We start from the raw sequence: 24473 nt of genomic DNA on the forward strand, positions 1-24473 counted from the left end.
GGGGCCCCATGCTTCCCGCACTCGACCACACCGCCGCCCGGCACCTCGACACCGAGTTCGAGAACGCCGCCCGCTGGGGCGCCCTCGGCCCCGTCGTGCTGTTCATCGTGGGGACCCGGCCCGAAGCGATCAAGATGCTTCCCGTCATCACGGCGTTCCGCGAGCGCCGCCGCTCTCGCGTCGTCGTGGTCTCGACCGGCCAGCACGCGGGGCTGGTGCGTGAGGTGCTCGCGCTCGGTGGCATCCGCCCTGACGTCGAGTTCCCCGAGCTCGCAACCGGTCGCACGCTCAACGCGATGTTCGCCCACGTGACGAAATGCATGGACGACTACCTGCGCACGACCTTCCCGAGCGAGCCGGGTCACCCGGATTTTCCCGTGGCTGCGCTGGTCCACGGCGACACCACGAGCGCGGCCGCCGCGGCGCTCGCCTGTTTTCAGTCCCACATCCCGATCGGTCACGTCGAGGCGGGTCTGCGCACCGGCGACACCCTCTCCCCGTTCCCCGAAGAGCTCAACCGTCAGCTGATCGCCCGCATCGCGACGGCGCACTTCGCGCCGACGGCGGTGAACTTCGAGAACCTCGTCCGCGAGGGTGTCCCGATGTCGCGCATCTTCGTCACGGGCAATACCGCGATCGACGCGCTGCTGTCCGTCGCGGCGCTGCGCACTCCGTACTCCGACCCGCGTCTTGAGGAGCTCGACGCCACCGCGACCGGGCCGATCGTCGTCGTGACCGCCCACCGGCGCGAGAGCTGGGGCGACGGCCTGCGCAGCATCGCCACCGGTGTCCGTGAGCTCGCCGAGCTCTATCCGCATGCCCGCATCGTCGTTCCCCTGCACCCGAACCCGAGCGTGCGGGCGACGCTCAGCGAGATCCTCGCAGGCATCCCCAATGTCCTCCTCACCGAACCGCTCGAATACGCGCAGTTCGCGCGCCTGCTCGGCCGCGCCACGGTGGTCGTCACCGACTCGGGCGGAATCCAGGAGGAAGCGCCGGCGCTCGGCGTGCCGGTGATCGTCACGCGTGAGACCACCGAGCGCACCGAGGGCATCGATGCGGGCACGCTCGAATTGGTGGGCACGGATGCCGCGCGGATCGTCGCCGCCGTGCGGCGCCTGCTCGACGATGCTGACGAGTACAGGTACCGCAGCACCCGCGCGAACCCGTATGGCGACGGTCATGCTGCCGAGCGCATCGCCCTCGCCAGCGAGCACATCGTGTTCGGAACCGAGCTGCCGCAGCCGTTCCAGCTGACCCTCGACCGCGGCCGGGTGCTTCGCAGCGTCGGCCGGGCAGACGGCACGAGGCATGCGGCGTGAGTCCGTTTCCGTGGTGGGATGTCACCGGCGACGCACCGATCTGGGTCGCCGTGACGTTCTGGGCGATCTATGCGCTGGTCACGCTGATGTTCGTGCAGGCGATCGCGATCGGCGTCTCTGCTGCGCGGCACGCGCTGCGGCATCGCAGGCGGCGCGCCGCGACGGGTGCAGGCACGCCCAACGCCAACCCCGGCCCCACCGCCGATGACTTCCTCTGGGTGTTCCTCGTGCCCGCGCTCAACGAAGAGGTGACGATCCGCGACAGCGTGTCGCGACTTGAGCAGGTCGATGTGGCGCATCGCGTCATCGTCGTCATCGACGACGGTTCCGACGACCGCACGGGCGACATCCTCGCGGGCATGAACGTGCCGGGTCTGCGCGTGCTGACCCGTCGTGCGCCGAATGCGCGCCGCGGCAAGGCCGCCGCCCTCAACGCGGCATATTTCCACGTGCGCGACACCGTGCTGGCCGAGCCCGAGTTCGCGGCGTTCGACACGGCGCACGTCATCGTCGGCGTCGTCGACGCAGACGGAAGGCTCGACCCCGCCGCCCCGCGCGTGCTCGCGACGCGCTTCGCCGACGTGACCGTCGGCGGGGCGCAGGTTCTCGTCAGGATCTACAACCGCAAGCATCCGCTCGCCTGTGCTCAAGATCTGGAGTTCGGGATCTTCGGTCACGTCGTCCAGGCCGGGCGCAGCAGCTGGGGGTCGGCGAACATGGGCGGGAACGGCCAGTTCAATCGCCTGGCCGCACTCGAGCAGGTCGCGACCGGCGCGGGCCCGTGGCGCGACCGCCTCACCGAAGATCAGGATCTCGGCGTGCGGCTCGTGCAGCACGGGTGGCGCAGCATCCACGAGAACCGGGTGACCGTCGAGCAGCAGGGTCTGTCGTCGCTGCGGCGCCTCTACCGGCAGCGCACGCGATGGGCCCAGGGCGCATGGCAGGCGATCGGCCTGTCCGCCTCGGTGCGACGGATGCCGCACGCCCTCTATGCCCGGCTGGACGCGTTGCTCTACCTGCTCACCCCGATCGTGCAGCTGTTGGTGGCCGCCGACCTCGTCTTCGATTTCGGTTACACGCTCATCGAGCACGAGAGCCCACTGGCGGCGCGTCTTCTCATCGCGCTCGTCGTCTTCACGCCGTCGATCGCCGCCGTCTTGCCGGCCGCGATCGTCGCGGGCGCACGGCGCCGCGGCGTCGTCGGCGTGCTGTGGGGCATCGTCGTGGGGGCCGTGCTGTACCCGATCTACACGTGGCTGCTGGTGCCGACGCTGTTCCACGCGCTGATCCGGCAGCTGTGCGGTGTGACGAGCTGGACGAAGACCGCGCGCGAGGCGATCGCGTAGCCCGTGCGCTGTGCGCCGTGCCCCGAAGTGGGGCGTTTATGACTTCGCTGAGTCGGATTGTGGTCGACGCGCGCGGCGAACGAGACTGGAACGGCTGCGGTCGATGAAGACATCGGCCGCTTCCGGTCCTCCACACAGTCCGTCAAACGGCCGCTCGCACCTCAGCAACCTGAGTGAACGGATGCCGGGAGGGCCACGATGGCGACGGACGATTCCGCGGCGCAGCGATATGCGAAGCGGCACTTCGGCAATGCGGCGGCGCAGCCGAAGATCGTCGAGTACTACACGATGCGCGGCTGGCAGCCCGTGTGGGACAGCTCGCTGCGCCTGAGCCCGGAGGCGTGCGCACTGGTGCGCCAGCGCGGGGGAGTGATGGTCCGCGTCCGCCATCGCTTCCGTACGGTGCAGGTCACGATCTCCCGCTATCTGGGCGAAGATCGGATGCCGGTCGAGAGGTGACGCGTCAGCCGGCGCTCGGAGGAGGCAGCGCCTTCTCGATCGCCGCCGCCAATGCGGCGTAGCCGGCGTCGTTCGGCAGAACGCTGCCGGCGGTGATGAACTCCGGGTGGTCGCGCAGCGGTTCGCCGATGTCGAGATAGCTCGCGCCGTGCGCCCTCGCCGCGGTCTGCACGGCCTGCTGCACGACGCCGAGCGCTGCCTGACCGTGGCTGCTGTCCCAGACGGGCGAGACCGCATAGACGGTCGCCGCGGGCACTGCGGCGGCGAGCTGCGTGAAGAAGTCAGTCGCGGCGGCGGCCGTGGAAGCGGCGCTGGGCACGTCGTTGCGGCCGCCGGTCACGATGACGATGTCGGGCGAAGCGGCGACGATCTGAGGAATGAGCCCGGCGTAGTTCGTTCCGCACGACCCTTTGGCGACATAGCCGGCGAGGGCGCACGAGACCACGTCGACCTTCCACCCCTCGGCGGCGCCGACGAGGGCGGGGAAGCCGTGTGCGGCGTCGGTGGCGTCGTCGGAGTGCGCATAGCCGTCGCCGACGAAGACGACGCGGGCAGGGTGATCGGATGCCGGAGCAGAGCGTGTCGGCGCGGGGCTCGACGCCGTGGCGGCCGGGCTCGTCGACGGTGCGACCGCGGGGGTGCTCTCAGCCGACGACAGCGTCGGCGGCGTGTAGCCGGCGGCCACGGCCGACAGGTTGCCGCCGCTGTTCTTGGTGAGCGCGAAGACGGCGACAGCGACCGCGGCGACGAGCAACACGGCGACGCCGACGTAGGTGAGTACACCGGTACCGCCGACGGGGCGTTGAGGGTTCCGGGGCACTTATCGACCCTATGAGCGAGCCCGGTGCGGGCGGCGGGTGTACGTGGCCCCATTTGTAGGGGCCGCGCGGCGGCGGGTGCGGGGCGAAGTCACCACGGCCAGGTGATCAACGCCGCGAGCCCGTTGAAGACGGCGTGCCCGACGATGGCGGGCGCGAGCCGCTTCGTCTGCTGGGTGACGTAGCCGGCGAGCAGCGCGAAGACGAGCAGGGTGACGATCAGCGTCCACGACCAGCCGTCGGCGATGGTGTGCACGACCGTGAAGATGACCGCGGTGATGATGAGCGCGCCCCACGGCCGAAGGAAGCGGCCGAGCGACCCCTGCAGCAGCCCGCGGAAGAACGGCTCTTCGATGAGCGGCGCGATGACCACGGGCGCGATGACCGAGGTGAAGACATAGACCCCGCCGACGCTGCCCAGAATGATGTCGCTGGCAGGCATTCTTCCCGTGGCGAAGAACTGGATGATGATGCCGACGGCGCGGCCGACGACGCCGATCATGAGGCCGAGGTAGATGTCGATGGCACGGAACCCGAGGAACTTCCGCCAGAAGACGACCGTCGCGATCAGTGCGATGACGAGCGGCCCCCAGGTCAGCAGATAGGTCGACGTGAGCATCACGGGGTACGACACCTTGTAGCGCCAGGCCGGGAACGTCAACGCGAGCACCACGGCGACGATGAGCGCGCCGATCGCCCATGCCAGCGCGACGGTCGCCCGCGGTGTGGCGTTGCTGGCAGCGGCTCGAGGCGTGTCAGTCATGCCCCAACGCTAGAGCCGACCCACCCGTTGAGGAGCGCGCGCCAGCGCGCGTCTCGAAACGAGCACCTGACCCCAACCCCCGCCCCGCGCCGGAATTCAGCCGGGCTGTGGCATCATGGCGCCGTAGGTGCGTTCGGGGCGCACCGTTCTCAAAGGCAGGTCTGTGGAACTCAGCGACTACATCCGCGTCCTCCGCAAGGGGTGGCTGCTCATCGTCGTCTTCGTCGTGCTCGGCGTGGGCGCGGCGGCCGCGTACTCGGCGACGCGCAGCCCGATCTACACCGCGAACTCGAAAGTGTTCGTGAGCACGCAGACAGGGAACAACGCGAACGATCTGCTGCAGGGCCAGAACTACTCGCAAGATCGCATCACCTCGTACGCCGGCCTCGTTTCGACGCCGGCAGTGCTGCAGCCCGTGATCGTCGGCCTGCACCTCGACATGACGGCGGGTCAGCTGTCGAAGCAGATCAGCGCGTCGGCGCCGCTCAACACCACGCTGCTCGAGATCACCGCGACCGATACCGACCCGAAGCGCGCGGCAGATCTTGCCAACGCAACGGCCGAGAGCCTGGGCAACGTGGTGCAGGCGCTTGAGACGACGGATGCCGACCAGAACGTCTCGCCCGTCAAGCTCAGCCGCGTGCAAGACGCAGTGGTGCCGCTCTCGCCCAGCAGCCCCAACATCCCGCTGAACATCGCGCTGGGCCTTCTCGTGGGCCTCGCCATCGGAGTGGCGGTTGCGGTTCTGCGGGAGACGCTCGACACCCGCATTCGCACCGAGCACGACATCGAGGCGATCAGCCCGGCGCCGATCGTCGGTGGCATCACCTTCGACCCGAAGGCGCCGTCGCGCCCGCTCGTGGTCGCCGACGACCCGTTCTCAAATCGTGCGGAGGCTTTCCGCACCCTGCGTACGAACCTGCAGTTCCTCAACATCGGCGAGGACGCCGAGATCATCACCGATGGCGAACCGGTCGGCCGAACCCGAGGGCGCAGCTTCGTCATGACGAGCTCTCTCGCGCAAGAGGGCAAGAGCACGACCACGGCGAATCTCGGCCTGGCGCTCGCCAGCACCTCGAGCAACATCCTTGTCGTCGACGCCGACCTGCGCCGGCCGAAGCTCGCGAGCTATCTCGGTCTCGAAGGCGCGGCGGGCCTCACGGATGTGCTGCTGGGCAAGGTCGAGCTCGCCGACGTCGTGCAGCGCTGGGGCAAGTCGAACCTCTACGTGCTGCCCGCGGGTCGCGTTCCCCCGAACCCGAGCGAGTTGCTCGGCAGCAAGCGCATGGCGAAGCTCGTCGAGATGCTCGAGGAGCAGTTCGACTACGTGCTCTACGACGCCCCGCCCCTGCTGCCCGTGACCGACGCTGCGGTGCTCAGCAAGATCACGACGGGCTCGCTCGTCATCGTCGCGGCCGGTCGCACACACAAGAGCCAGCTGCGCTCGGCCGTCGCCTCCATCGAGCAGGTGGGCGCGAGCGTCGGCGGCATCGTGATGACGATGGTGCCGACGAAGGGCCCCGATGCGTACGCCTACGGTCGTTACGGCTATGGCTACTACGGCGAGGAGCAGGCCGACGGCCGCGGCAAGAAGAAGCGCTCGCGTGCCGAGAAGAAGGCCGAAGCAGCGCGCGCATGACTGAGACGAGCGGATTTCGCATCCTCGCGATCTGCTCGGGGAATGTTTGCCGGTCGCCCCTGGTCGAGCTTCTTCTTCGGCACCGGCTTGCTGATCGGCCAGATTTCGTGATCGAGGGTGCAGGCATGATCGCGCGCCCGGGCGACCAGATGACGGTCGAGATGATCCGCGTCGCCGGACGCTACGGCGTCGGAGAAAGGGACGCTTGCGACCACCGTGCGCGCCGACTCGATGTGGCGACTGTGGCACGCGCCGACTTGGTCCTCGGCCTCGCTCGCGACCACCGGGCCAAGGCCGTGCAAATGCAGCCGAGCGCCGTGCGGCGCGCGTTCACATTGACCGAATTCGCGCGGCTCGTCGAAGGGGCCGCGAGGGAGAGGACGACCGAATTCACGCCGGCTGAGCTCGTAGCCGAGGCAACCGCCCGTCGCGGTCTCGACCCGCAGCGCGACCGGAACCGCGATGACATCGAGGATCCGATCGGGCTGCCGCAGGCGGTTTACGACGAGGTCGGGCGAAAGATCGCGGGTGCCGTTGACACGATCGCCTATGCATTAGGACGCACGCGCGCCGGGGAGTCTGGACGAGGGCCCGGCGAGCCCAGTTCTGGGGGGCCGTCGCTGACATTCTCCTTTCGTCCTGTTTGATCTCGTTGCTATGAGCAACAGAAAGACCATGATCAGAGCGACTTTCTGGAGCGGCTCGGTCATTGATCTCAGACCGCAGAGCTTGGCTGACTATCGCAGGTGTCGTCGCAGGCTCTTCGGATGTGACCTAGGCTTTTCTCATCGGGAGGGGGCCGACTGTGCTCTTCCGTGGTGACCGACGACACGAAAGTGAAACCGAAATGGCTGACCACACCCTGGTCGGCGTTCCTTCCATAGCGCCGACTCGCAGCGTTGGAAATTGGCGAAAGAGCTATGCACTTCGCCTTACGATCACTGATGCCCTTGTGCTGGCGTGGGTCGTCTTCGGGACACAAATTTTGTGGCTCGGCATCGACAGTGACGTCATCGCGAAGGCCAACGGCTTCCCGTACCTGGATGGCATCAGCTATTCAGCAGTGTCGCTTGTAATTGTTGCGATTTGGCTTGCCGCGCTTGGACTCGACGACACCCGCAGCGCGCGCACCATCGGCACGGGGAGTACCGAGTACACACGCCTGGTCAGCGTTTCGGTGAGGCTTTTTGGGCTAATCGCGATCGCTGCCTTCTTGCTGAAGCTTGATCTTGCGCGCGGTTATGTCCTTATCGCGTTTCCTGTCGGCACGCTGGTTCTGCTCGCAACGAGGTGGATGTGGCGACAGTGGCTTCGCGTGAGACGAAGCGACGGGGAGTATTCATCGAGGGTGCTTCTTGTTGGCTCTGCCGCGTCGATGGTCCAGACTGCTGTGGAACTTGCCCGCTGGCCGGACGCAGGTTATCGCGTCGTCGGTGCGTGCTTGCCGCAGCCGTCTGGCTTTGCCGAATTGCAGCGCCTATCCATTCCCGTCGTCGGGTCCATTGACGCTATTGCCGAAGTGATGACGAAGCTCGACGCTGACACCGTCATTATTACGGGAGGCGATGAGCTCACCAACGATCGAGTGCGTCGAATTAGTTGGGAACTTGAGCCCGGAAAGAAACATCTAGTTGTTGCTCCGAGCATCATTGACGTCGGTGGCCCCCGCATCCATACGCGCCCGGTTGCCGGTTTGCCCTTGATTCACGTAGAGACGCCGCGTTACGGCGGAGCCAAACTGGTGGCCAAGCGCGTCTTTGACATCGCGACTGCGAGCCTGGTTATCGGTTTGATGTCCCCTGTGCTTGCTTCCGTCGCGCTCGCCGTGAAGTTCAGCTCTCCGGGCCCGATTCTGTTCAGGCAGGAGCGCATTGGCCTCAATGGTGAGGCGTTCAAAATGCTGAAATTTCGTTCGATGATTCAAGACGCAGAAGCGAGGTTCGCCGCTCTGGAAACGCAACAGCGTGATGCAGGCAATGCGGTGCTTTTTAAGCTTAAGGACGATCCGCGAATAACAAAGGTGGGAAAGGTGCTTCGGCGATATAGCCTCGATGAACTCCCCCAACTATTCAATGTTATCAACGGCACCATGAGCCTCGTTGGTCCGCGCCCGTCTTTGGCTCGAGAATTGGCCCAGTATGACGAACATGCGCATAGGCGCTTCTTGGTGAAACCCGGGATCACGGGGTTGTGGCAAGTGAGCGGGCGTTCAAACTTGTCTTGGGAAGAATCTGTGCGGCTCGATCTCTATTATGTGGAGAATTGGTCAATTACCGGAGATCTTAATATCTTGTGGCGGACAGCCCGAGCAGTCGTTGCGAGTGAGGGGGCGTATTGAAATCGAAAGTAGTTGTCTCTAGCACCGGCCGGCAAACTAAGCAGGACCCGCAACTCACCATTCTTCATGTCACCGAGTCTTTTGGTGGTGGCGTCGCGGCTGCAATACGGGATTACGTGCAGAGCGTGCCCATGGCCAATCATGTTCTCGTTTATGCGACGCGGGCGGATGCGCCAATACGCGGCGCGGATCTCGAAGGGTTTTCTACTGTAATTGAACTGCCTCGCGGTCACGCCCGAAGAGTTCTCACCATCCGCAAAATGATCAAACGGTTTAGTGACGTCACTGTACATGCCCACTCCAGTCTTGGAGGCTTGTATGCGCGATTCGCAATGCCTAAGTCTACTAGTCGACGAATCGTCTACACGCCGCATTGCTATGCGTTTGAACGGGCGGACCTACCGGCTCTCGTGCGGGCCTTGTATTGGTCAGCTGAATGGATCCTGTCGTTTAACACGACCGTTTTTGCTGCGTGTTCGCCGAGGGAAGCAGAATTATCGAGTTGGCTAGGGTCGCGAGGGCGAGTTGAATACGTCCCGAATATCTATCCCCGCGATTCGATACTCGAACTCCATGAGGGGCCGCGCCGGTCGGGGCCGAGGCTCCGTCTGGTGGGTGCGGGCCGGATTGCCGCTCAGAAGGACCCGGGCTTTTTTGCGGCGAGTGTCGAGGCTTTGCGTCGAAAAGGATTTAACGTCGAGGCACGGTGGATCGGCGACGGCCCTCCCGTTTGGCGGAAGGAGTTGGAAGGCGCGGGAGTAGATATCCTCGGGTGGCTCGACCGTGAGGATGTCTTCACCGCGCTTGCGGAATCGGACATTTACATACATTCCGCCGCATGGGAAGGCTTTCCGATCGGTTTGCTTGAGGCGGACGCTGCCGGCTTACCGGTTATAGTCCGGTCGGCGGCGTGGAACCGCGGACTAAGAATCCCAAACGCGATTGTGCAGCCGACTGACATAGTTGGGTGCGTCAGGAAGCTGATGTCATCCAGCGATCGGTTGGTGGCGCTAGAACGGCAGAGGAACATATTTGCTGGGCATACCGCTGATAAGTTGAGGGTGGCTCTCGCAAGAGTGTACGAGACAGAGCGCTTTCAACTGCGACATGATCGCCCAAGTCTGGAGCCTGTTGATGAAGCCGCGGGCTCACCGCTCGCTTAGTCAGAATGCAAGAGCAATGGGTGTACGACCCTTGTCTTCCCTACCAGAGGGCCGCGCTAAATGAACGGCACCTGAAAGGTCAATTGTCAACCCGCCCGGAGCCTATGGAGGAGAACATGGACGCTGTTTTTTATGTGGGTGTGGACGCATGAGGGCGATCTACCTGGATACGTCGCTTTACTCGGGAAACATGGGCGACCATATTATTTCTCGCTCAATCGATAGAGAATTCCCCGAATTGGTCGATCTCGGGCGCGTGAGCTCCCAGAGATACATGCGGCCAACCGACTGGCGCACAGTTCATGAGGCCGATTTGGTCCTCGTAACGGGTACCAATATTTTGGCATCAAAGTATTGGCGCCCGCGACCCTGGCGCGTTGGCCCGGCTGAGGCCTTCGTGACAAAGGGTAAAGTACTACATATTGGAGCTGGCTGGCGCGATTATGAGGGGCCGGTGGGCGCGATCCGGAGCGCTCTTTATCGACGGATATTCTTCCGAGGTCTAGGTGCTTCTACGCGCGACGAATACTCGGCGTCAATGCTGCGAAGTGTAGGATTGCACGCTGTCAACACCGGGTGCCCGACAATGTGGAGTCTTCCTGATCAACTTCCTCGACTGAAAGGTGAGACCGAGGTAGTAACCACAGTAACGGACTATCGTGCCGACCCGCGGCGCGACGTTTCGATGCTACGGACGCTGACTCAGGTATTTTCGCGAGTGAAGCTCTGGCCACAAGGCACGGGCGATCATAGCTACATTGGGTCGCTCGACTTGCCCCGTGGAGTTGACGTCATTCCTGGTGGCCTCACGGCCTTTGAGTCTGCTCTTGAGGGCCGCGCATACGTAGGTACGCGCCTCCATGCAGGCATTCGAGCAAGCCAATTGGGTCGCCCATCGCTTGTAGTAACGGTCGACAATCGTGCGCGTGAGATAGGTAAGGACACCGCATTTCCCGTTCTGGAGGCGGAAGCGGTCACAGAAGATCTGGCATCTGCAATCGAGCGAATGCGCGACGAAGTCTCAATTCGGCTGCCTCGCACGGCAATTGCCGACTGGAAAGACCAGTTGCGCTCTCTCTTGCGGGACGCGACGTGAATAAAACCAATCCAGAGGATCAGCCCGCTGCCGCTGCCGCTGCCTTGTCGCTTCGAGGGGTTGTGGGTTACTTCATCGCCGCGTGTTATCGACTCGCGTTTCGTGGACGGGTGTCGGGTTCAAGATACATTATTCGGCGCCCGAGTTTGGTTCGCATTGGCCACGGTGGTCGCTTAATTCTTGGCAGGGACGTCATGGTGGATGTCGGAGCTCGCATTGTCGTGGGGGCCGATGCGTCGTTACTGATCGGCGATGACACTTACATTGGAAAGAACGCGACACTTTCGGCTTTCGGAACTATAACCATCGGGTCGAAAGTTCTACTAGGCGAGAACGTTTCAATTCATACGGAAGATCATGGTCCGCCCAATGCTCGCCTAGAGTATAAGATTGCGCCCGTTGCTATCGGGAACCAGTCATGGCTCGGGGCCGGTGTAGTAGTGACCCGGGGAGTGGCGATTGGGAAAAACGCGACGATCGGCGCTAATGCTGTAGTAACACATGATGTGCCAGCAGATGCCGTTGCTGCTGGCGTGCCGGCCCGAATTATTCGATCTGCGGCGTCTGACGATGGAGAAGCACCATAGTGAGCGAACCTGCGCGGATGCCAAAGGTAGTGGTGTCGATAAGTCCTGAGTTTCCTGGGGTTTCAAAGCGTAGCGCTGGAGCGGGCTACTTTTTACGGCATGTCGAGGCGTTGGTGAGAGCTCAGTGGCGCGTGACTGTTGTATCGCCGGGTGACAGTGGCGCTGGAAGGAACGCCGAGGTTGCGGAGTCGCAAGTTCGGTCGATTCGCGTGGTCCTTCCTCGCTCGCACCGACTTTATGGACGGCCATTGAAGCTAATTGACGCATTTAGGGGTCTTTCGCTGGGCCTTGACGCTGAAGTGTGCGTAAAGCGTGACGCCAATGTGAAGGCCGCGGTAGCGCAAAGTGATGTCGTCGAATTTCAGTGGACTCACTCCGCCAACTTGTGGAAGTGGGTTAGGAAGCAAAACCGTCACGCCAGACTTGTGCTGGTGTGCCATGACGTTTACGAGCAACTTTGGCAGCGGAACGCTGACGCGTCGGCGTCGATATTGATGCGCTTGTATTCGAATTTTCGCCGGGGTGTAGCCGCTCGGGCTGAGCGACGCATACTGCCCAATATGGATCAGATTATTACTTTCAGTGATAAGGATGCGGCGCTACTCCGTCGCGTCGCACCCGCTGTGCCCGTCGTTGTCATTTCTCCACCGCTGGCGGGTACAGAGCAGAGGCCGTCCACACGCTTGCCGCGTGAGGAGACGGTCGCGCTATTTACGGGTGCGCTGGGGCTCGAGAAAAATCATCATGGAGTCATGTGGTTCCTTCACAATGTTTGGGCCGAGTTTGCAAATCGTAGTGACTACAAGTTTGTGGTTGCCGGCGCAGACCCGCGCCCTGAGCTAATAGATGAAGCGGCACGGCTCGGAAATGTTGAAGTTACAGGTTTTGTTGAAAGCCTCGATCCGTTCTACTACGAGGCCGATCTATTTGTTGTTCCTCTTTTCAAGGGCAGCGGAGTCAAGTTTAAGGTTATTAGCGCGATGGCTGCCGGGCTTCCCGTGATAGCGACTACTGTTGCGAGCGAAGGAATTGGAAGAGACGAACAGTATCTCGGGATCACCGACTCGCCGCACCAGTTTGCGACGCTTATTCGAAGCGCTCATGACTCGCCTGGAGATTTGGATGCTCTTCGATTTCGCGCGCAAGAATGGGCCCGCGAAAACTACGGTCAGTCCGAGTTCGAAGCTCGACTAGCTGGAATATATGCGCAATAGGTGGTAGCAGTTATGACTCATATATTGCGACGCTCTTCCATAGCTGGGCATATCGAGGTCGGGGGCGGGCTTAAAGAAAGCAACGCGCGAGTAGATCAGTTTGTCGACTATCTATTTTGGTTTGGTATCGCTCTGGGCTATGCGGTCGTTGTTCTTCGCGAGCGGCTTCTGCCGATGCGCTTTTCGCTTGACGGCCTGCGTATTCAAGCAATAGCGCAGGGGATAGGGTCTGCATTTGGCGATAAGTCGTTCGGAAATATCGCGGGGTTTTATCGGTGGCTTCATCTCGGCGATAAAACTCTCCTCGCAGGCATTCTTGGTTACTCTGCTTTCGTATTGCTCGCTATTCTCGTAAGGACGTCTACGCGAAGGCTAGCCCATGCGTGGTATCAAGGTGTGGTTTATTTTTTAGCCTTCTTCTTCGCAGCTGTATTCCTCGGCTTCTATTCGAAAGACGTTCTCGTTCTCCCTATCCTGGCCTTGGTGCTATTTAGTCCGGCGCGCAAGCGATGGGACTTCGTAATATTGGGCTCCATGGTTTTGTATGCCAACTGGTTCCGGTCATATTGGTATCTTGTCGCGCTGGTCTATCTTATATATCGACTTGCGCGTATCGATCGATGGCGGCTACGTTCCGTTCTAATCGGAATCGCCTTTACTATCGCTGTGGTAAGTATTGGCCTGTCGTTCGTTCTTCATGTAGATCCCGATCATTTTCGAACGATGGTGAATGATGCGCGAGAAGACTCACTAGACGCGCAGTCCGCGATCCCGTCCTACGTGTCTATAGCGCAGCCGTTCGGTGGAGTGATAAATAACGTCCTTACCGGTGCCTTTCTTGTTGTGCCGATACCGCTATTGCTTAGTGGTGGACTTTATTACGTCGCCTTGACGTTCGCGTTAACCGCGCTTTGGATTCTCATTGGGTTCTCGCATAGATCGCGTGGGCGAATTGGGGCCATCCGCATGAATCCCCCTAGGTACGCTCGGGCGTTTTGTATCCTCGCTGCCTTTGTTGTGGTTCAGGCCCTCTTTGAGCCTGACTATGGGTCCGCGCTGCGTCACGTGACACCGGTGCTGTTGGCTGGGGTGCTTATTTGTTCGTACGGCGTGGCTCGACATGAAGCGTCGCAAGTTAACGAGCGGGCTGGCATGCGTGAGATACGACCGCGCGACCGCAGGGTGAGGCAGCGGTGAAGGCAGTCTTTTCGTGGGGTGCGAGCGTATTTCGGCACGGTTGGCTCGGGCTCGCGGGGCAACTTCTTACATTCGTGTCTCTATTGCTGCCGATCAGCTTTGGCTTGGTGAGCGAAGTGGCGCAGTTGGTGTTGGTGTCCGCCATTTCGACGGCTCTCGTGATCGCAGCAGCGTGCGGAATGCCGTCGGTCTTGCCGGCTGAGCATGCTGATGGCAGAGCGAAGACTGGAATCGTTGCGAGTGGGTTGCTTCTCGCTGCGGTCGTAATTGTGGGGCTGACGGTCACATTCGCTCTGGTGGGTCTCTTGCATTTCGGGGTGATGGTTCCCGCTTTTGTTGCCGTCATGCTTGTGAGTCAGGCAATTTACAATTTCGGTATTGCATTTCTTGTCCGCGAAGGCGACTTTGGCTCGATTGCGAGAATGCGGTTATGGTACGGAGGGACGAGCGCCGCCTTCACGTTGGGCGCTTGCTTACTTGAGGGGCGTGCGGGCGCCCTGATTTTGGCAAGTTCCGCAAGTTTTCTTGTTGGCGGCTTGTATGGACTGATCGCAAAGTGGCCGCGACTTATAGAAGTAATGCGAACCCGTTCAGATATTTCCGCCCGAGGGTTAGTGAATTATGTCGGTTCTCATGTGGGCGTGATCGCCGGTGGTCTTCTTGATGGCGTTGCCTCGCAGGTAACGGGGATTGTCATCGGTTCCCTGGGAACAGTCGCGGGTGCTTGGGGGGTCGTGACTCGAGTCGGGGGCGGATTCTCCACTGTGGGTCAACAGCTGGTTGCGCCGGTATATGACATTCGGTTCGCGCGCGCCGTTCGAGCATCGGCACCACGGGACGCGCAATTGACCTTGCGCAGTGCAACGGGTTCGGGGCTCGGATTAGGTGCAATCGCTGTATCCGCTGGAATAGCATTGGCGTGGGTTAGTGGCTCGTTGGCGGGACTTTCAGCGGCTAACGTGGCCGCTGTCGTTGCAGCGGCCACGCTTTATTGGGGTGCGACCGTGACACTGGGGCCAATCAACAAGTTCCTAGTCATGATGGGCGAGGAGAAATCTCGTGCAACTTGGGCTCTCGTTCGCGCTTCGGCCGTGGTAATTATTCTTCTGGCGCTGCGTGATCAAGTAGCATTACTTGCTATTGGGTCGGCTTCGTCCATTCTGACGATTGTTTATATCCTTCTTGTATCCCGCGCCATCTCTTCTCGAATGAAGAACCCGGGATTTAGTGGTTATACATCTAGTGATATCAACCCGAGGTCAACATGAAGCTGCTTGAAGTCATTCGCTCCATGAACCAGGGTGGGGCCCAGCAGTTGCTCGTGAATCGACTCACCGCTACCTCGTCTTCGTCTCATGATACGATTCTCGTAAACACTCTTCCTGTCGAAGATGCTCTTGAGGCCGCCATAACCGCCCCTGTGGGCGTGCAGATTGTTCACCCATCGAGCAGTTCTATCCTTCGAGCTCACTGGCAAATCATGAGATTGGCAAAACGCGAAAAGCCGGATATTATCGTGGTACATTCGCCTTCGCCAGCAATATTGTTGAAGCTTAGCCGACAGGTTGGATTACTTAAAGTACCTGTGGTTGAAGTGGTTCACAATACCTCTTACAACCGAAAAATTGTGGAGTGGGCATCCGCTCTTAGCAACCCTGGCGCAGACCTCACGCTTGTCGTTAGCAGCGGGGCAACTGCAGGGAATGTCTTGCGCGGGGCCCGCCAAGTGGCCGTTCAGCACCAAGGTGTTCCGGTTTCCAAAATGCGTGCCTGGATGCGGGACAATTCGGCTTGGATCCTTGAACAGCGAGCTCGTTGGGCTTCTCAGGATCCCGATCTCATCGTCGTGTATTGCGGCCGTCTTGTTCCGGAGAAGCGGCCCCTCGATGTTGTTAAGGCTGTCGAACAGATTGCCAGGACAACTGGGGTGCGGTTGATCATGATCGGGGATGGCCCGGAGCATCCCCGTGTGGTGTCATATGTCGAAGACAATCGCCTATCCGACGTGGTTACAGTCATGGGACGCCAGCCGGATGGCTGGCGCTACGTTGCGGCGGCGGACGTCTTTTGCCTTCCTAGCGAACATGAAGGACTTCCGGTCGCTGTTATGGAGGCGCTCGCCCTGGGCAAGCCGGTCGTTGGAACCCGAATTCCCGGGCTAGCCGACGTTTTGACTCATGGTTCAAATTCGTTGTTGGTAGACGTGGGCGATGTTGGGGAGTTGGCGCGTTCGTTCCGTTCACTGGCTGCGACTCCGCGCCTACGCGAGCGGCTTGCTCGTGGTGCGGAGGCGACTTCGGCTTATTGGGACTCGGATCGGTCGGACTCCGCGTACTACGACGCACTTAGTGCGGTTCTTAGCTCCTAGGCATAAGGCTAAGAAGCTCCGCCAGGAACCGCGTCGGATCGGCGCCGCTGGTTTCGGAATGTAGGCCTAACGGTCCGAGTGGGTAGGATGCCTCCATTGCCAGCCAGAGTTACGGATTCCTGTTGCGCTAGTTTTCTCCGAGTTCCTAGACGTCGATCGGGCATTGATCGCCGGCGCAAACGCTTTCGGTCCGGTACGGCTGCGTTCGCGCCGAATGTATCGTTGTCACGAGGTCGCTGAGCCGGTTGCTTGTGTCGCGTGTTTCCTGGCGGCGCCGAGTAGGACGTCTCGAAGTCCGACGGAACTCCTAGAGGCTACTCAATGTCTCGAAAGTTGCAGAAGCCGGCTGGACCGACCTCGAGAGTTGCATTCGCTCGACTGCGGATTGATTCCATGAGAATCACGCACCACGGCTGACGCAAATCCTGCGTAAACAACCCTTGCGTCGAATCTGAAGCTCGTTAGCCTGGGGAAGTCCGGGCTTGATGGCACCCAAACGGGGGCAGAAGCTCTGCTCTCGGTCATCGCCGGCCCGCTAAGTGAAAATCACGCATTGCCTACATCCACACCGACCTGCGGATAGGACGAAAATGCACAAGATTACGAAGACGGCGCTCGCGCTGGTCGCTGGTACGGCGCTCGCGCTCGGGGTTCCCCTTGCTGCGAGTGCGACACCAGTTGCCACTGCTTCCGTCGTTTCTGTCAACTCGGCTGCGGCTCCGGTCGCCCTTTCCCACACTGGCAACGATCAGGGGAAGGACCATGGAACGGGGTGGGGCAAGCCCATTCCCAAGCCGCACCCGACCAAGCCGGCCTACCCGCCGACGAGGCCGCCGAAGCCGCCGCACCACCACCCCAAGCCCTTCTGGTGGGGCGGGTTTTGGTGGTTCCCGTTCTTCTTCCCGGCCCACACGTTCCACCCCGGTTCGATAATCCACATTGTCTTCACCGGTTTCGGGGGTTTCTCGTTCTTTGGCACGTTCACTGCCGATGAGTCGGGAAGCATCGGCCTTGGAACCGCGGCTGCTGATGGTTCTCTGACGGCTCAGCTGAAGGCGAGCGGGTCTGCAGACCTCGCCGGCCAGACGCTGAATGCGACAGCGACCGACAGCGCCGGCACGGCTGTCACCCAGTCGGTCACCGTTCCGGCCGAGGCCCCGGCGGCACCAGCCGCCGCGCCAAACGCCGGCGCTGCCGCGCCGGCGTCGTCGTCGGCCACGACCGTCGACCCCGACACACTGGCCCAGAGCGGGACGTACATTTCGCTGGCCACCGTCTGGGCAGCCGTGGGCCTACTCGCGCTCGGCACCGGTTTCGTGTTCATGCGGTCGGTCACCCGCCGCAAGGACCGGGCCAAGGCCTAGCATCAGGGACTGGCGGGGGTCGCTGTGCGGCGACTCCCGTCACCCGTGCCGGGCACTCCCCGGGCTCACAGCAGCCCTCTGATTAGATGGGGCGCATGTCGACAGCCGCCGCCGACCGCCGCCCCCGCCGCGAGCGCCGCAACAAGGGGAAGCGATGGGTTGGCTGGCTGATCGCCGCTGTGCTGCTCATCGCCGTGGCCGCGATCGCGTGGGCGGGGGTGAGGGGAATCCTCGCCGCAAATGAGTTGCGCCGAGCGCTTCCCGTCGCCAACACCATTCAGACCGACATCATGAACGGTGACGCCGCCGCGGCGACGAGTGCGGCGTCCGGGCTTCGCCAGCGGGCGGACAAGGCACACGCCCTGACCTCCGACCCGGTCTACCGGGTTGTCGAGAAGACGCCGTGGCTCGGACCCAACCTGCGAGCTCTGAGCGGCCTGTCGGCCAGTGCGGCATCCGTCACGGGCAACGGGCTCGACCCCTTGACGAGGCTCGCAGGCGAACTTAACGCCGATAGCTTCAAGCCGCAGAACGGCGCGCTGAACGTCGCGCCGCTCGCCACTGCCGCGCCCACTCTCGCGAAGGCAGACACTGCGGTTCAGGCCGGCGCCCGCGCTGCCCACGCGGTCTCGACGAAGGGTGTCGTCGCGCCCCTCGCGACCGCGGTTGACCAGTACACGACGAAGATTGACCAGGTCGCAGCCTTTACAGGTGCCGCGAGCCGCGCCGCCACCCTGCTGCCGGGCATGCTTGGGCAAGATAGCCCGCGCACTTACCTGCTTCTCGTGCTCAACAATGCTGAACTACGCGCGAGCGGTGGCATCCCTGGCTCGGTAATCCACGTCACCGCCGATCATGGGTCGATCTCCTTCGACAGCCAGTACTCCGGCTCGAGCTTCGGCCCCTACGACCAGCCGATCGCGCCGCTCGCCGCGCCGACCAACGAGCTGTTCACCCAGATCACCGGCGAATACATGCAAGACGTCACGCTCACCCCGCACTTCGATCAAAGCGCGAAGCTGGCGATGGCGATGTGGCAGCAGCGCTTCGGCCAGTCGGTCGACGGGGTGGTCAGCCTCGACCCGGTCGCGCTCAAGTACATCCTGCAGGCGACCGGGCCCGTGACGGTGGCCGCGGGCACCCCGCAGCAGACCGAGCTCACCTCGCAGAACGTCGTGAAGGCTCTCCTTTCCGATGTGTACGCCCGCTTCAGCGACCCGAACGCGCAAGATGCCTTCTTCGACGTGGCGTCCGGCGCGATCTTCTCCAAGCTCACGGCCGGGCAGTTCGAGCCGGCGGCCATGCTCACGGCCTTCGCGCACATCGGCGACGAGCGACGCATGCGGGTGTGGAGCGCGAAGCCCGAGGAAGAGAAGCAGCTGGTGCAGACGACGCTTGCCGGCGGCCCGCCGAAGTCCGCAGCGGGGGAGCAGCGCTTCGGCGTGTACCTCGCCGACGGCACTGGCTCGAAGATGGACTACTACCTGCACACCTCAGTCACCACGGGGCAGCTGACGTGCTCGAACGTCGGCCCGCTCTACGTCGTCGAGATCACCCTGAAGAACGGCGTCGCGCCCGACCAGGTCGCCTCGCTGCCTGAGTACGTCAGCGGCGGCGGCTCGTTTGGCGTACCCGTCGGCACGATGCGCACGCAGGTCACCGTGTATGGCTCGCCCGACGTCGAGTTTGGCAACGCCTTCGACGGCAAGGGCGGCGCAGAGCCGGTCAAGTTCGTGAAAGACGGCGACCGCAGCGTCGCCCAATACGTGGTCGACGTGAAGGCGGGCGAGAGCTCGACCGTGCGACTTGTCTACAATCCCAAGAAGGGGAAGACCGGGAAGCCTGCCGTCGACGTGACGCCGCAGATCAATCCCGTCTCGGTCTCGCGGGGGAAGTTCGAATGTGGGACGGTTCTGAAGTGACCACTATGCGGCATGCGCTGCGCGCCGTCGCGGGCCTCGGGCTCGCGCTGATGCTCGCCATCGGCGTGCCTCTTGCAGCCCAGGCGGCCACCTACCCGCCGGCCACGACGGGAACCTTCTCGGTCACCGCCCACGCCGGCTCGAACCGCATCACCGTGAACGGCCTCGGCCCGCACGCCGCGGCCACCGCCATCATCTCGGGCAGCGGCCCGGCGCCGACTTTGGGTGCGTTCGACGCGGCCGTGCGCAGCGCGACCGTCAACCTGGCGGTCGGGCAGACGGATGCCGATGGATCTGTCGCCTTCACGCTGGTGTTCCCCGACGACGCCGTCGGCGTCTACAACGCCTCCGTCTCGACCCCAGACGGGCACAGCGTCTCCGGCGTGATCACGGTGCCGAGCAAGTCGGGCAGCGCCCTGGCCTGGACGGGCACCAACATCGCGATGTGGGTCGTCTGGCTCGCCGGCATCCTCGTTGCTCTTGGCATCGCCGCCCTGGTGATCGCCGCCGTGCGGCGCCGGTCTCGGAACTGAGCCTGTCAACCCCTCTGACTGGGGTCATGCAACAAGTTCGTGCTGGGAAAGTGCTTCCCATAGGCTGGCAAGGCGCCGTCTCCCGAGAGGCGCATCAGCAGCAGAAGATGCCCGACCGTCTCCTGCCATCGTTCGCTTCCTATGGGGGAGGGGTGCGTTCGGCGGTGTGGCGCTCCACAGCAGATCGAGAGAACCGACTATGAAGAACCTCACCAAGACGCTCATCGCCTCAGCCATCGTCGCCGGCGGCATCTTCGCCGGCCCTGTTGCCGCGAACGCGGCTGACTACACGCCGCCGACCACGCCGGTCGTCACCGGCCCTAGCGGAGCGGGCGCCGTTGCGCCGGGCGCGGCTGTGACCATCAACTTCGGCGACCACACCTTCACCGATGGTGGCTCGATCTCAGCCGTGTTCTCCAGCACGGGTGACGTCCCCGCCACGGGAACCCTGAGCCCCGCGGTCTTCGTCGCGGCTCAGTCCAACCCGATCACCGGTACGGCCAGCGGCACCGGCTCTGCCGTGCTGCGCGCCACCGTTCCGGCAGACGCCAGCAGCGCAATCCAGGTCGCCGTCACCGACGCTGCCACCGGCCACGTCGTTTCCGCGACCATCGCGGTTGCCGGCACCGGCGCGGGCTCGAACCTCGCCACCACCGGCACGTACATCTCCATCGCGACCATCTGGGGCGCGGTCGGGCTGCTCGCGCTGGGTGGCGGTCTCATCGCGGTGCGCGTCGCGGTTCGCCGCAAGGACCGCCCGGCGGCGGCCCACGCGGCGTAACTCGCCGTCACTTTCCGACATTCTGGCGGGGCGAAGCATTTGTGCTTCGCCCCGCTTTTTCGCGCGGAAGTTCACCCGCGGCCTTATACGGATTAACCTGCGCGAAACACCACCCCCTATTCAGGCTTCACACAGCCGGTTACACTCAAACGCGTGTAGCAGGTGCCGGCTCGCTTGCTGTGGGTGTCCCAACCCGGGGCTTCGACTGTTCAGAGCCGAAATCTGATCCGTCAACAGCTATCAGGGGGCCCCGAACATGAACAAGCTCACCAAGATCGTCGCAGCGTCGTCGATCGTCGTCGGCGCGGTCTTCGCCGCTCCTGTTGCGGCCAACGCCGCCGACACGTACACGCCGGGCGTTCCGGCGGCCGTCACCATCACGATCACGCCCGGCGGCACCATCACCATCACCTTCAGCCCCGGCGTGTTCACGCCCGGCTCGACGCTGACGATCACGTTCACGAGTGCAGGCCCGGTGCCGACCTCGGCCGCGTTCCTCGCCGCCACCTCCGGTCCCTACGCCGCGGGAACCGCAACCAGCACCGGTGCTGCCAGCATTCCGGTGACCGTGCCCGCGAGCGCCAGCGCACCGATCACCGCGACGGTGACCGACGCCGACGGCCACGTCGCAACGGCGACCCTCGACCCCGGCACCTCGGCCGCCGGCGCGTCGAGCGGCCTGGCCACCACCGGTACCTACATCTCGCTCGCCACCGTGTGGGGTGCTGTCGGCCTGGTCGCGCTGGGCGGCGGGTTCATCGTCGTGCGGAACATGAACCGCAAGCGTGACGGCAAAGCGGAGAACGCTCAGGCCTGAGCGCCGATCGCACCATCTCGACCGCTCCCCTCGGAGATCTTCCGGGGGGAGCGGTTTTTTGTGCGCACATCACCTGACCCCCGTCGGAGTGTTACCCCATCGGGGGGATTTGCGCTGAAGCATCCATTCATAAACTGAGAAAAACTCAGGTATGTCCGGATGTGATCACGATGCACGTACTCTCTCGTTCAGCTGCCGCGGTTGGCGCGGCCGCGTTGCTCGCCGTTGTCGTTCCGTTCGCCGCGCAGGCGGACCCCGCGCCCTACACGCCGCTCAAGCCCGACCCGTGGTCCGCGTCGATCGCTTCGTGCAGCAGCCTGACTCGCCAGATTCCGGCTCACACCTTCGACAGCAATGTCGCACTGACGCTGTCGGTCTCGGGTGCATCCGCATCGCCGACGTTCGCGATGTTCACCGCGGCGCAGGTCAGTAAGCAGATCACGAGCTCCAGCGACGGCGGCGCGGCGTTCTCGCTCGACTTCGGGCACGGGGCGGGCGGCGTCTACAACGTCAACCTCGTCGAGCCGGGGACGCAGAACGCCGCATACGGCACTGTCACCGTGACCGCCGCGTGCGGTGCGGTCGACCCGAAACCGGTCGCGGCGGGGCTGGCGAAGACCGGAACGACGATCGACTACCGCACACTGTGGGGGGCCGGCGTCGCGGCCGGCCTCGGCGTCGTGCTCTGGGCCGTCGCGGCGGTTCGTCGCCGCCCGCGCAGCAGAAGGCGCTGACCCGGGCATCATTCCACGGCCGTGCTGCGCCGACGCCGGGTGACCGCGCCCGCGATTCCACGAGCAGCAGCGGCGAGGACCGTGCCCAGCAGGCCCCCGAGGGTGTTCCCGACGATGTCGCGCAGTGAGAACGTGCGATCGGGCAGGAGCAGCAACTGGGTCATCTCGATCGTGACGGACAGCGCGAAGCATGCGACCGGCGCTACCCACCAGCCGCGGCGGGGCAGGGCGAGCGTGCCCAGAAAGCCGAGCGGGACGAACATCGCGATGTTCGCGGCCAGCTCGAGCGCGCCGAAGTGCAGCAGGATGCCCGGCAGCCCGTCGCCGACCAGCGGGGTGAGCAGTCGGTCGGCGTCGCCGAACAACCAGGAGGCGTTCGGGTGCGTCGGCCATAGCACGATGCCTGCCACCACGAGCAGGACGACGCCGAGGGCCGCCACCGCCATTCGCCGAACAAAAGATGACATATGCTCAGAATAGCTTCTTCTATCGAATCGGCACGGTGAGGAATCCGCCACCGCTCTGCCCTGTTGCCGATAATGATGACTGCGCTCACTGATGTGCCCCTGAACGTGCTCGACCTCGCCTGGCGTGGGTTCGGGCAGACGAATGCCGACGCGGTGGCCGGCTCGATCGCGCTGGCGCAGCACGCCGAGCCGCTCGGCTACGGCCGCTACTGGTTCGCGGAGCACCACGGCATGCCGGGCATCGCCTCGTCGTCGCCCGCCATCTTGATCGGGGCGGTCGCCGCGGCCACGCAAACGATGCGCGTCGGCTCGGGCGGCGTGATGCTGCCGAACCACGCCCCGCTCGTCGTGGCCGAGCAGTTCGGCACGCTGCGCGCGCTCTACGGTGACCGCATCGACCTCGGCATCGGCCGCGCGCCCGGCACCGACGGCGTCACCGCGTTCGCGTTGCGCCGCACGCAGGAGGGGCTCGACGCCTCCGCCTTCCCGCGCGAGCTGATGGACCTCATCGGCTTCTTCCACGGCATGTCGCCGAACAACCCGATGGCGCAGCTGCTCGCGGTGCCCGGCCTCGGCGACGCCCCGGAGATCTGGCTGCTCGGCTCGTCGGGCTTCTCGGCCGAGCTCGCGGGCACGCTCGGCCTGCCGTTCGCGTTCGCCCACCACTTCTCGGGCGACAACACAGAGCGCGCGCTCGAGATCTACCGCGACTCTTTCCGTGAGGGCGGATTCCTGGAGGCACCGCACTCGATGATCGCGGTGACGGTGATCACGGATGCCTCGGCCGACGTCGTCCGCCGCGAGATGCTGCCCGGTGCGATCTCGTTCATCCGCATGCGTCAGGGGCAGAAGCCGTCGCCGGTGTCGATCGACGAGGCGCTCGCCTATTCCTTCTCGCCTCTGGAGGAGGAGTTCATCGCCCACCGCAACGCGCGCCAAGCGGTCGGCACGCCCGACCAGGTGCGCGCCCAGCTCGAGTCGCTGCTCGCGTCGACGGGCGTCGACGAGCTCATGGTGCAGCCTGCGGGCGCCACGCTCGAGAACCGGAAGCGCTCGCTGGAGATCGTGCGGTCGCTGCAGGGCTAAACCCGCGGCTCCTTCAGGTTGTAGCGGTCGAGCAGCTTGGCGAACTGCGACAGCTCATCGTCGCTCCAGTCGGCGAGCCGTTCGAACGACGCCTTCCGCTGCTCACCCCGGGCCGAGGCGAGCCGTTGCTTGCCGTCGGCGGTGAGCGCGAGCTCGCGGCCGCGGTGGTGGGAGTCCTCGCTGCGCGCCGTGTACTCGACCAACCCGTGGTCGAGCAGCGCCGACACCTGCCGCGACACGGTGGAGCGGTTGAGGTGGAAGGAGCTCGCGATGTCGGTGGCGCGGCACCCGGGGGTGGAGCCGATGAACTGCAGCAGCGAGTGCTCGACGTAGCTGAGCGGGGCTGCCAGTCGGCGGGCGCGAGCGGTGCCGCGGCGGGTGATCACATTGATCTCTTCAAAGATCGAGTCGAGCAACGCTGCTCGGGATGACTTCGGGCGTGCCATGCATGAAACCTAG

23 protein-coding genes are annotated in these 24473 nt (G+C 63.6%); 19 read left to right on the plus strand and 4 right to left on the minus strand.

Annotated elements, in window-relative coordinates:
- The first annotated feature begins 8 nt into the window (after positions 1-8).
- The 3 genes from wecB (at position 9) to D7I44_RS11945 (ending at position 3127) form a co-directional block, all read left to right on the plus strand.
- Entirely contained in the window at positions 9-1322 is a 1314-nt protein-coding gene (wecB, locus tag D7I44_RS11935) for a non-hydrolyzing UDP-N-acetylglucosamine 2-epimerase (protein ID WP_120789699.1), read from the plus strand.
- Complete coding sequence (locus D7I44_RS11940; protein ID WP_120789700.1) at positions 1319-2668, plus strand: glycosyltransferase; 1350 nt, start codon at positions 1319-1321, stop codon at positions 2666-2668. Before wecB ends, D7I44_RS11940 begins: the two co-directional genes overlap by 4 nt.
- Positions 2669-2866: 198 nt before the next feature.
- The gene (locus tag D7I44_RS11945; protein ID WP_120789701.1) at positions 2867-3127 is read left to right on the plus strand and encodes a hypothetical protein; all 261 of its coding nucleotides are present in this window, start codon (positions 2867-2869) and stop codon (positions 3125-3127) included.
- Between the two features lie 4 nt (positions 3128-3131).
- On the opposite strand, the gene D7I44_RS11950 is transcribed toward D7I44_RS11945, so the two are convergent.
- Together D7I44_RS11950 and D7I44_RS11955 are read right to left on the minus strand one after the other, a co-directional pair.
- On the minus strand, positions 3132-3947 hold the full coding sequence (locus D7I44_RS11950) for an SGNH/GDSL hydrolase family protein (RefSeq protein ID WP_120789702.1): 816 nt from the start codon (positions 3945-3947) through the stop codon (positions 3132-3134).
- Positions 3948-4036: 89 nt separating this feature from the next.
- Positions 4037-4708 carry a CPBP family intramembrane glutamic endopeptidase gene (locus tag D7I44_RS11955; protein WP_120789703.1) on the minus strand — a complete coding sequence of 224 codons (672 nt, stop codon included), beginning with the start codon at positions 4706-4708 and terminating at the stop codon, positions 4037-4039.
- A 163-nt stretch (positions 4709-4871) separates the two neighbouring features.
- Here D7I44_RS11955 and D7I44_RS11960 point away from each other — a divergent pair, with 163 nt between their 5' ends.
- From D7I44_RS11960 to D7I44_RS12020, 15 genes are all read left to right on the plus strand, one after another.
- Positions 4872-6347, plus strand: coding sequence for a tyrosine-protein kinase domain-containing protein (locus D7I44_RS11960; RefSeq protein WP_120789704.1), 1476 nt, complete (start codon positions 4872-4874; stop codon positions 6345-6347).
- Positions 6344-6994: an arsenate reductase/protein-tyrosine-phosphatase family protein gene (locus D7I44_RS11965; RefSeq protein WP_120789705.1), complete on the plus strand. Its 651-nt coding sequence runs from the start codon at positions 6344-6346 to the stop codon at positions 6992-6994. The genes D7I44_RS11960 and D7I44_RS11965 overlap by 4 nt, the downstream gene beginning before the upstream one ends.
- Positions 6995-7194: 200 nt before the next feature.
- Entirely contained in the window at positions 7195-8685 is a 1491-nt protein-coding gene (locus tag D7I44_RS11970) for a sugar transferase (protein WP_120789706.1), read from the plus strand.
- Positions 8686-8816: 131 nt separating this feature from the next.
- Positions 8817-9848, plus strand: a complete 1032-nt coding sequence (locus tag D7I44_RS18750) for a glycosyltransferase (protein WP_120789707.1) — start codon at positions 8817-8819, stop codon at positions 9846-9848.
- Between the two features lie 1290 nt (positions 9849-11138).
- On the plus strand, positions 11139-11531 hold the full coding sequence (locus tag D7I44_RS18755; RefSeq protein WP_120789708.1) for an acyltransferase: 393 nt from the start codon (positions 11139-11141) through the stop codon (positions 11529-11531).
- 17 nt (positions 11532-11548) lie between these two features.
- Complete coding sequence (locus tag D7I44_RS11985; RefSeq protein WP_245980312.1) at positions 11549-12745, plus strand: glycosyltransferase family 4 protein; 1197 nt, start codon at positions 11549-11551, stop codon at positions 12743-12745.
- Entirely contained in the window at positions 12746-13942 is a 1197-nt protein-coding gene (locus D7I44_RS18230; RefSeq protein ID WP_162940247.1) for a hypothetical protein, read from the plus strand.
- 107 nt (positions 13943-14049) lie between these two features.
- Positions 14050-15210 (plus strand): hypothetical protein, encoded by a 1161-nt coding sequence (locus D7I44_RS18235; RefSeq protein ID WP_162940248.1) that lies wholly within the window; start codon positions 14050-14052, stop codon positions 15208-15210.
- Entirely contained in the window at positions 15207-16310 is a 1104-nt protein-coding gene (locus D7I44_RS11990) for a glycosyltransferase (RefSeq protein ID WP_120789710.1), read from the plus strand. Before D7I44_RS18235 ends, D7I44_RS11990 begins: the two co-directional genes overlap by 4 nt.
- Positions 16311-16900: 590 nt before the next feature.
- Positions 16901-17674, plus strand: coding sequence for a hypothetical protein (locus tag D7I44_RS11995; RefSeq protein ID WP_120789711.1), 774 nt, complete (start codon positions 16901-16903; stop codon positions 17672-17674).
- A gap of 95 nt (positions 17675-17769) precedes the next feature.
- Positions 17770-19596 carry a DUF4012 domain-containing protein gene (locus D7I44_RS12000; protein ID WP_162940249.1) on the plus strand — a complete coding sequence of 609 codons (1827 nt, stop codon included), beginning with the start codon at positions 17770-17772 and terminating at the stop codon, positions 19594-19596.
- The gene (locus D7I44_RS12005; RefSeq protein WP_162940250.1) at positions 19593-20129 is read left to right on the plus strand and encodes a hypothetical protein; all 537 of its coding nucleotides are present in this window, start codon (positions 19593-19595) and stop codon (positions 20127-20129) included. The genes D7I44_RS12000 and D7I44_RS12005 overlap by 4 nt, the downstream gene beginning before the upstream one ends.
- 199 nt (positions 20130-20328) lie before the next feature.
- Positions 20329-20910, plus strand: a complete 582-nt coding sequence (locus tag D7I44_RS12010; protein WP_120789714.1) for a hypothetical protein — start codon at positions 20329-20331, stop codon at positions 20908-20910.
- 256 nt (positions 20911-21166) lie between these two features.
- Entirely contained in the window at positions 21167-21727 is a 561-nt protein-coding gene (locus D7I44_RS12015; protein ID WP_120789715.1) for a hypothetical protein, read from the plus strand.
- 170 nt (positions 21728-21897) lie between these two features.
- Positions 21898-22461 (plus strand): hypothetical protein, encoded by a 564-nt coding sequence (locus D7I44_RS12020; protein WP_162940251.1) that lies wholly within the window; start codon positions 21898-21900, stop codon positions 22459-22461.
- A gap of 8 nt (positions 22462-22469) precedes the next feature.
- Here the strand turns inward: D7I44_RS12020 and D7I44_RS12025 are convergent, their stop codons facing one another.
- Complete coding sequence (locus D7I44_RS12025) at positions 22470-22928, minus strand: VanZ family protein (RefSeq protein ID WP_120789717.1); 459 nt, start codon at positions 22926-22928, stop codon at positions 22470-22472.
- Between the two features lie 75 nt (positions 22929-23003).
- On the opposite strand from D7I44_RS12025, the gene D7I44_RS12030 reads away from it, so the two are divergent.
- Positions 23004-24014 carry an LLM class flavin-dependent oxidoreductase gene (locus D7I44_RS12030; RefSeq protein ID WP_120790930.1) on the plus strand — a complete coding sequence of 337 codons (1011 nt, stop codon included), beginning with the start codon at positions 23004-23006 and terminating at the stop codon, positions 24012-24014.
- On the opposite strand, the gene D7I44_RS12035 is transcribed toward D7I44_RS12030, so the two are convergent.
- On the minus strand, positions 24011-24460 hold the full coding sequence (locus D7I44_RS12035) for a MarR family winged helix-turn-helix transcriptional regulator (protein WP_120789718.1): 450 nt from the start codon (positions 24458-24460) through the stop codon (positions 24011-24013). The two genes, D7I44_RS12030 and D7I44_RS12035, sit on opposite strands and share 4 nt — an antisense overlap.
- Positions 24461-24473: the final 13 nt, after the last annotated feature.

It is taken from the genome of Gryllotalpicola protaetiae (assembly GCF_003627055.1).
In the GTDB taxonomy this organism is placed as follows: domain Bacteria; phylum Actinomycetota; class Actinomycetes; order Actinomycetales; family Microbacteriaceae; genus Gryllotalpicola; species Gryllotalpicola protaetiae.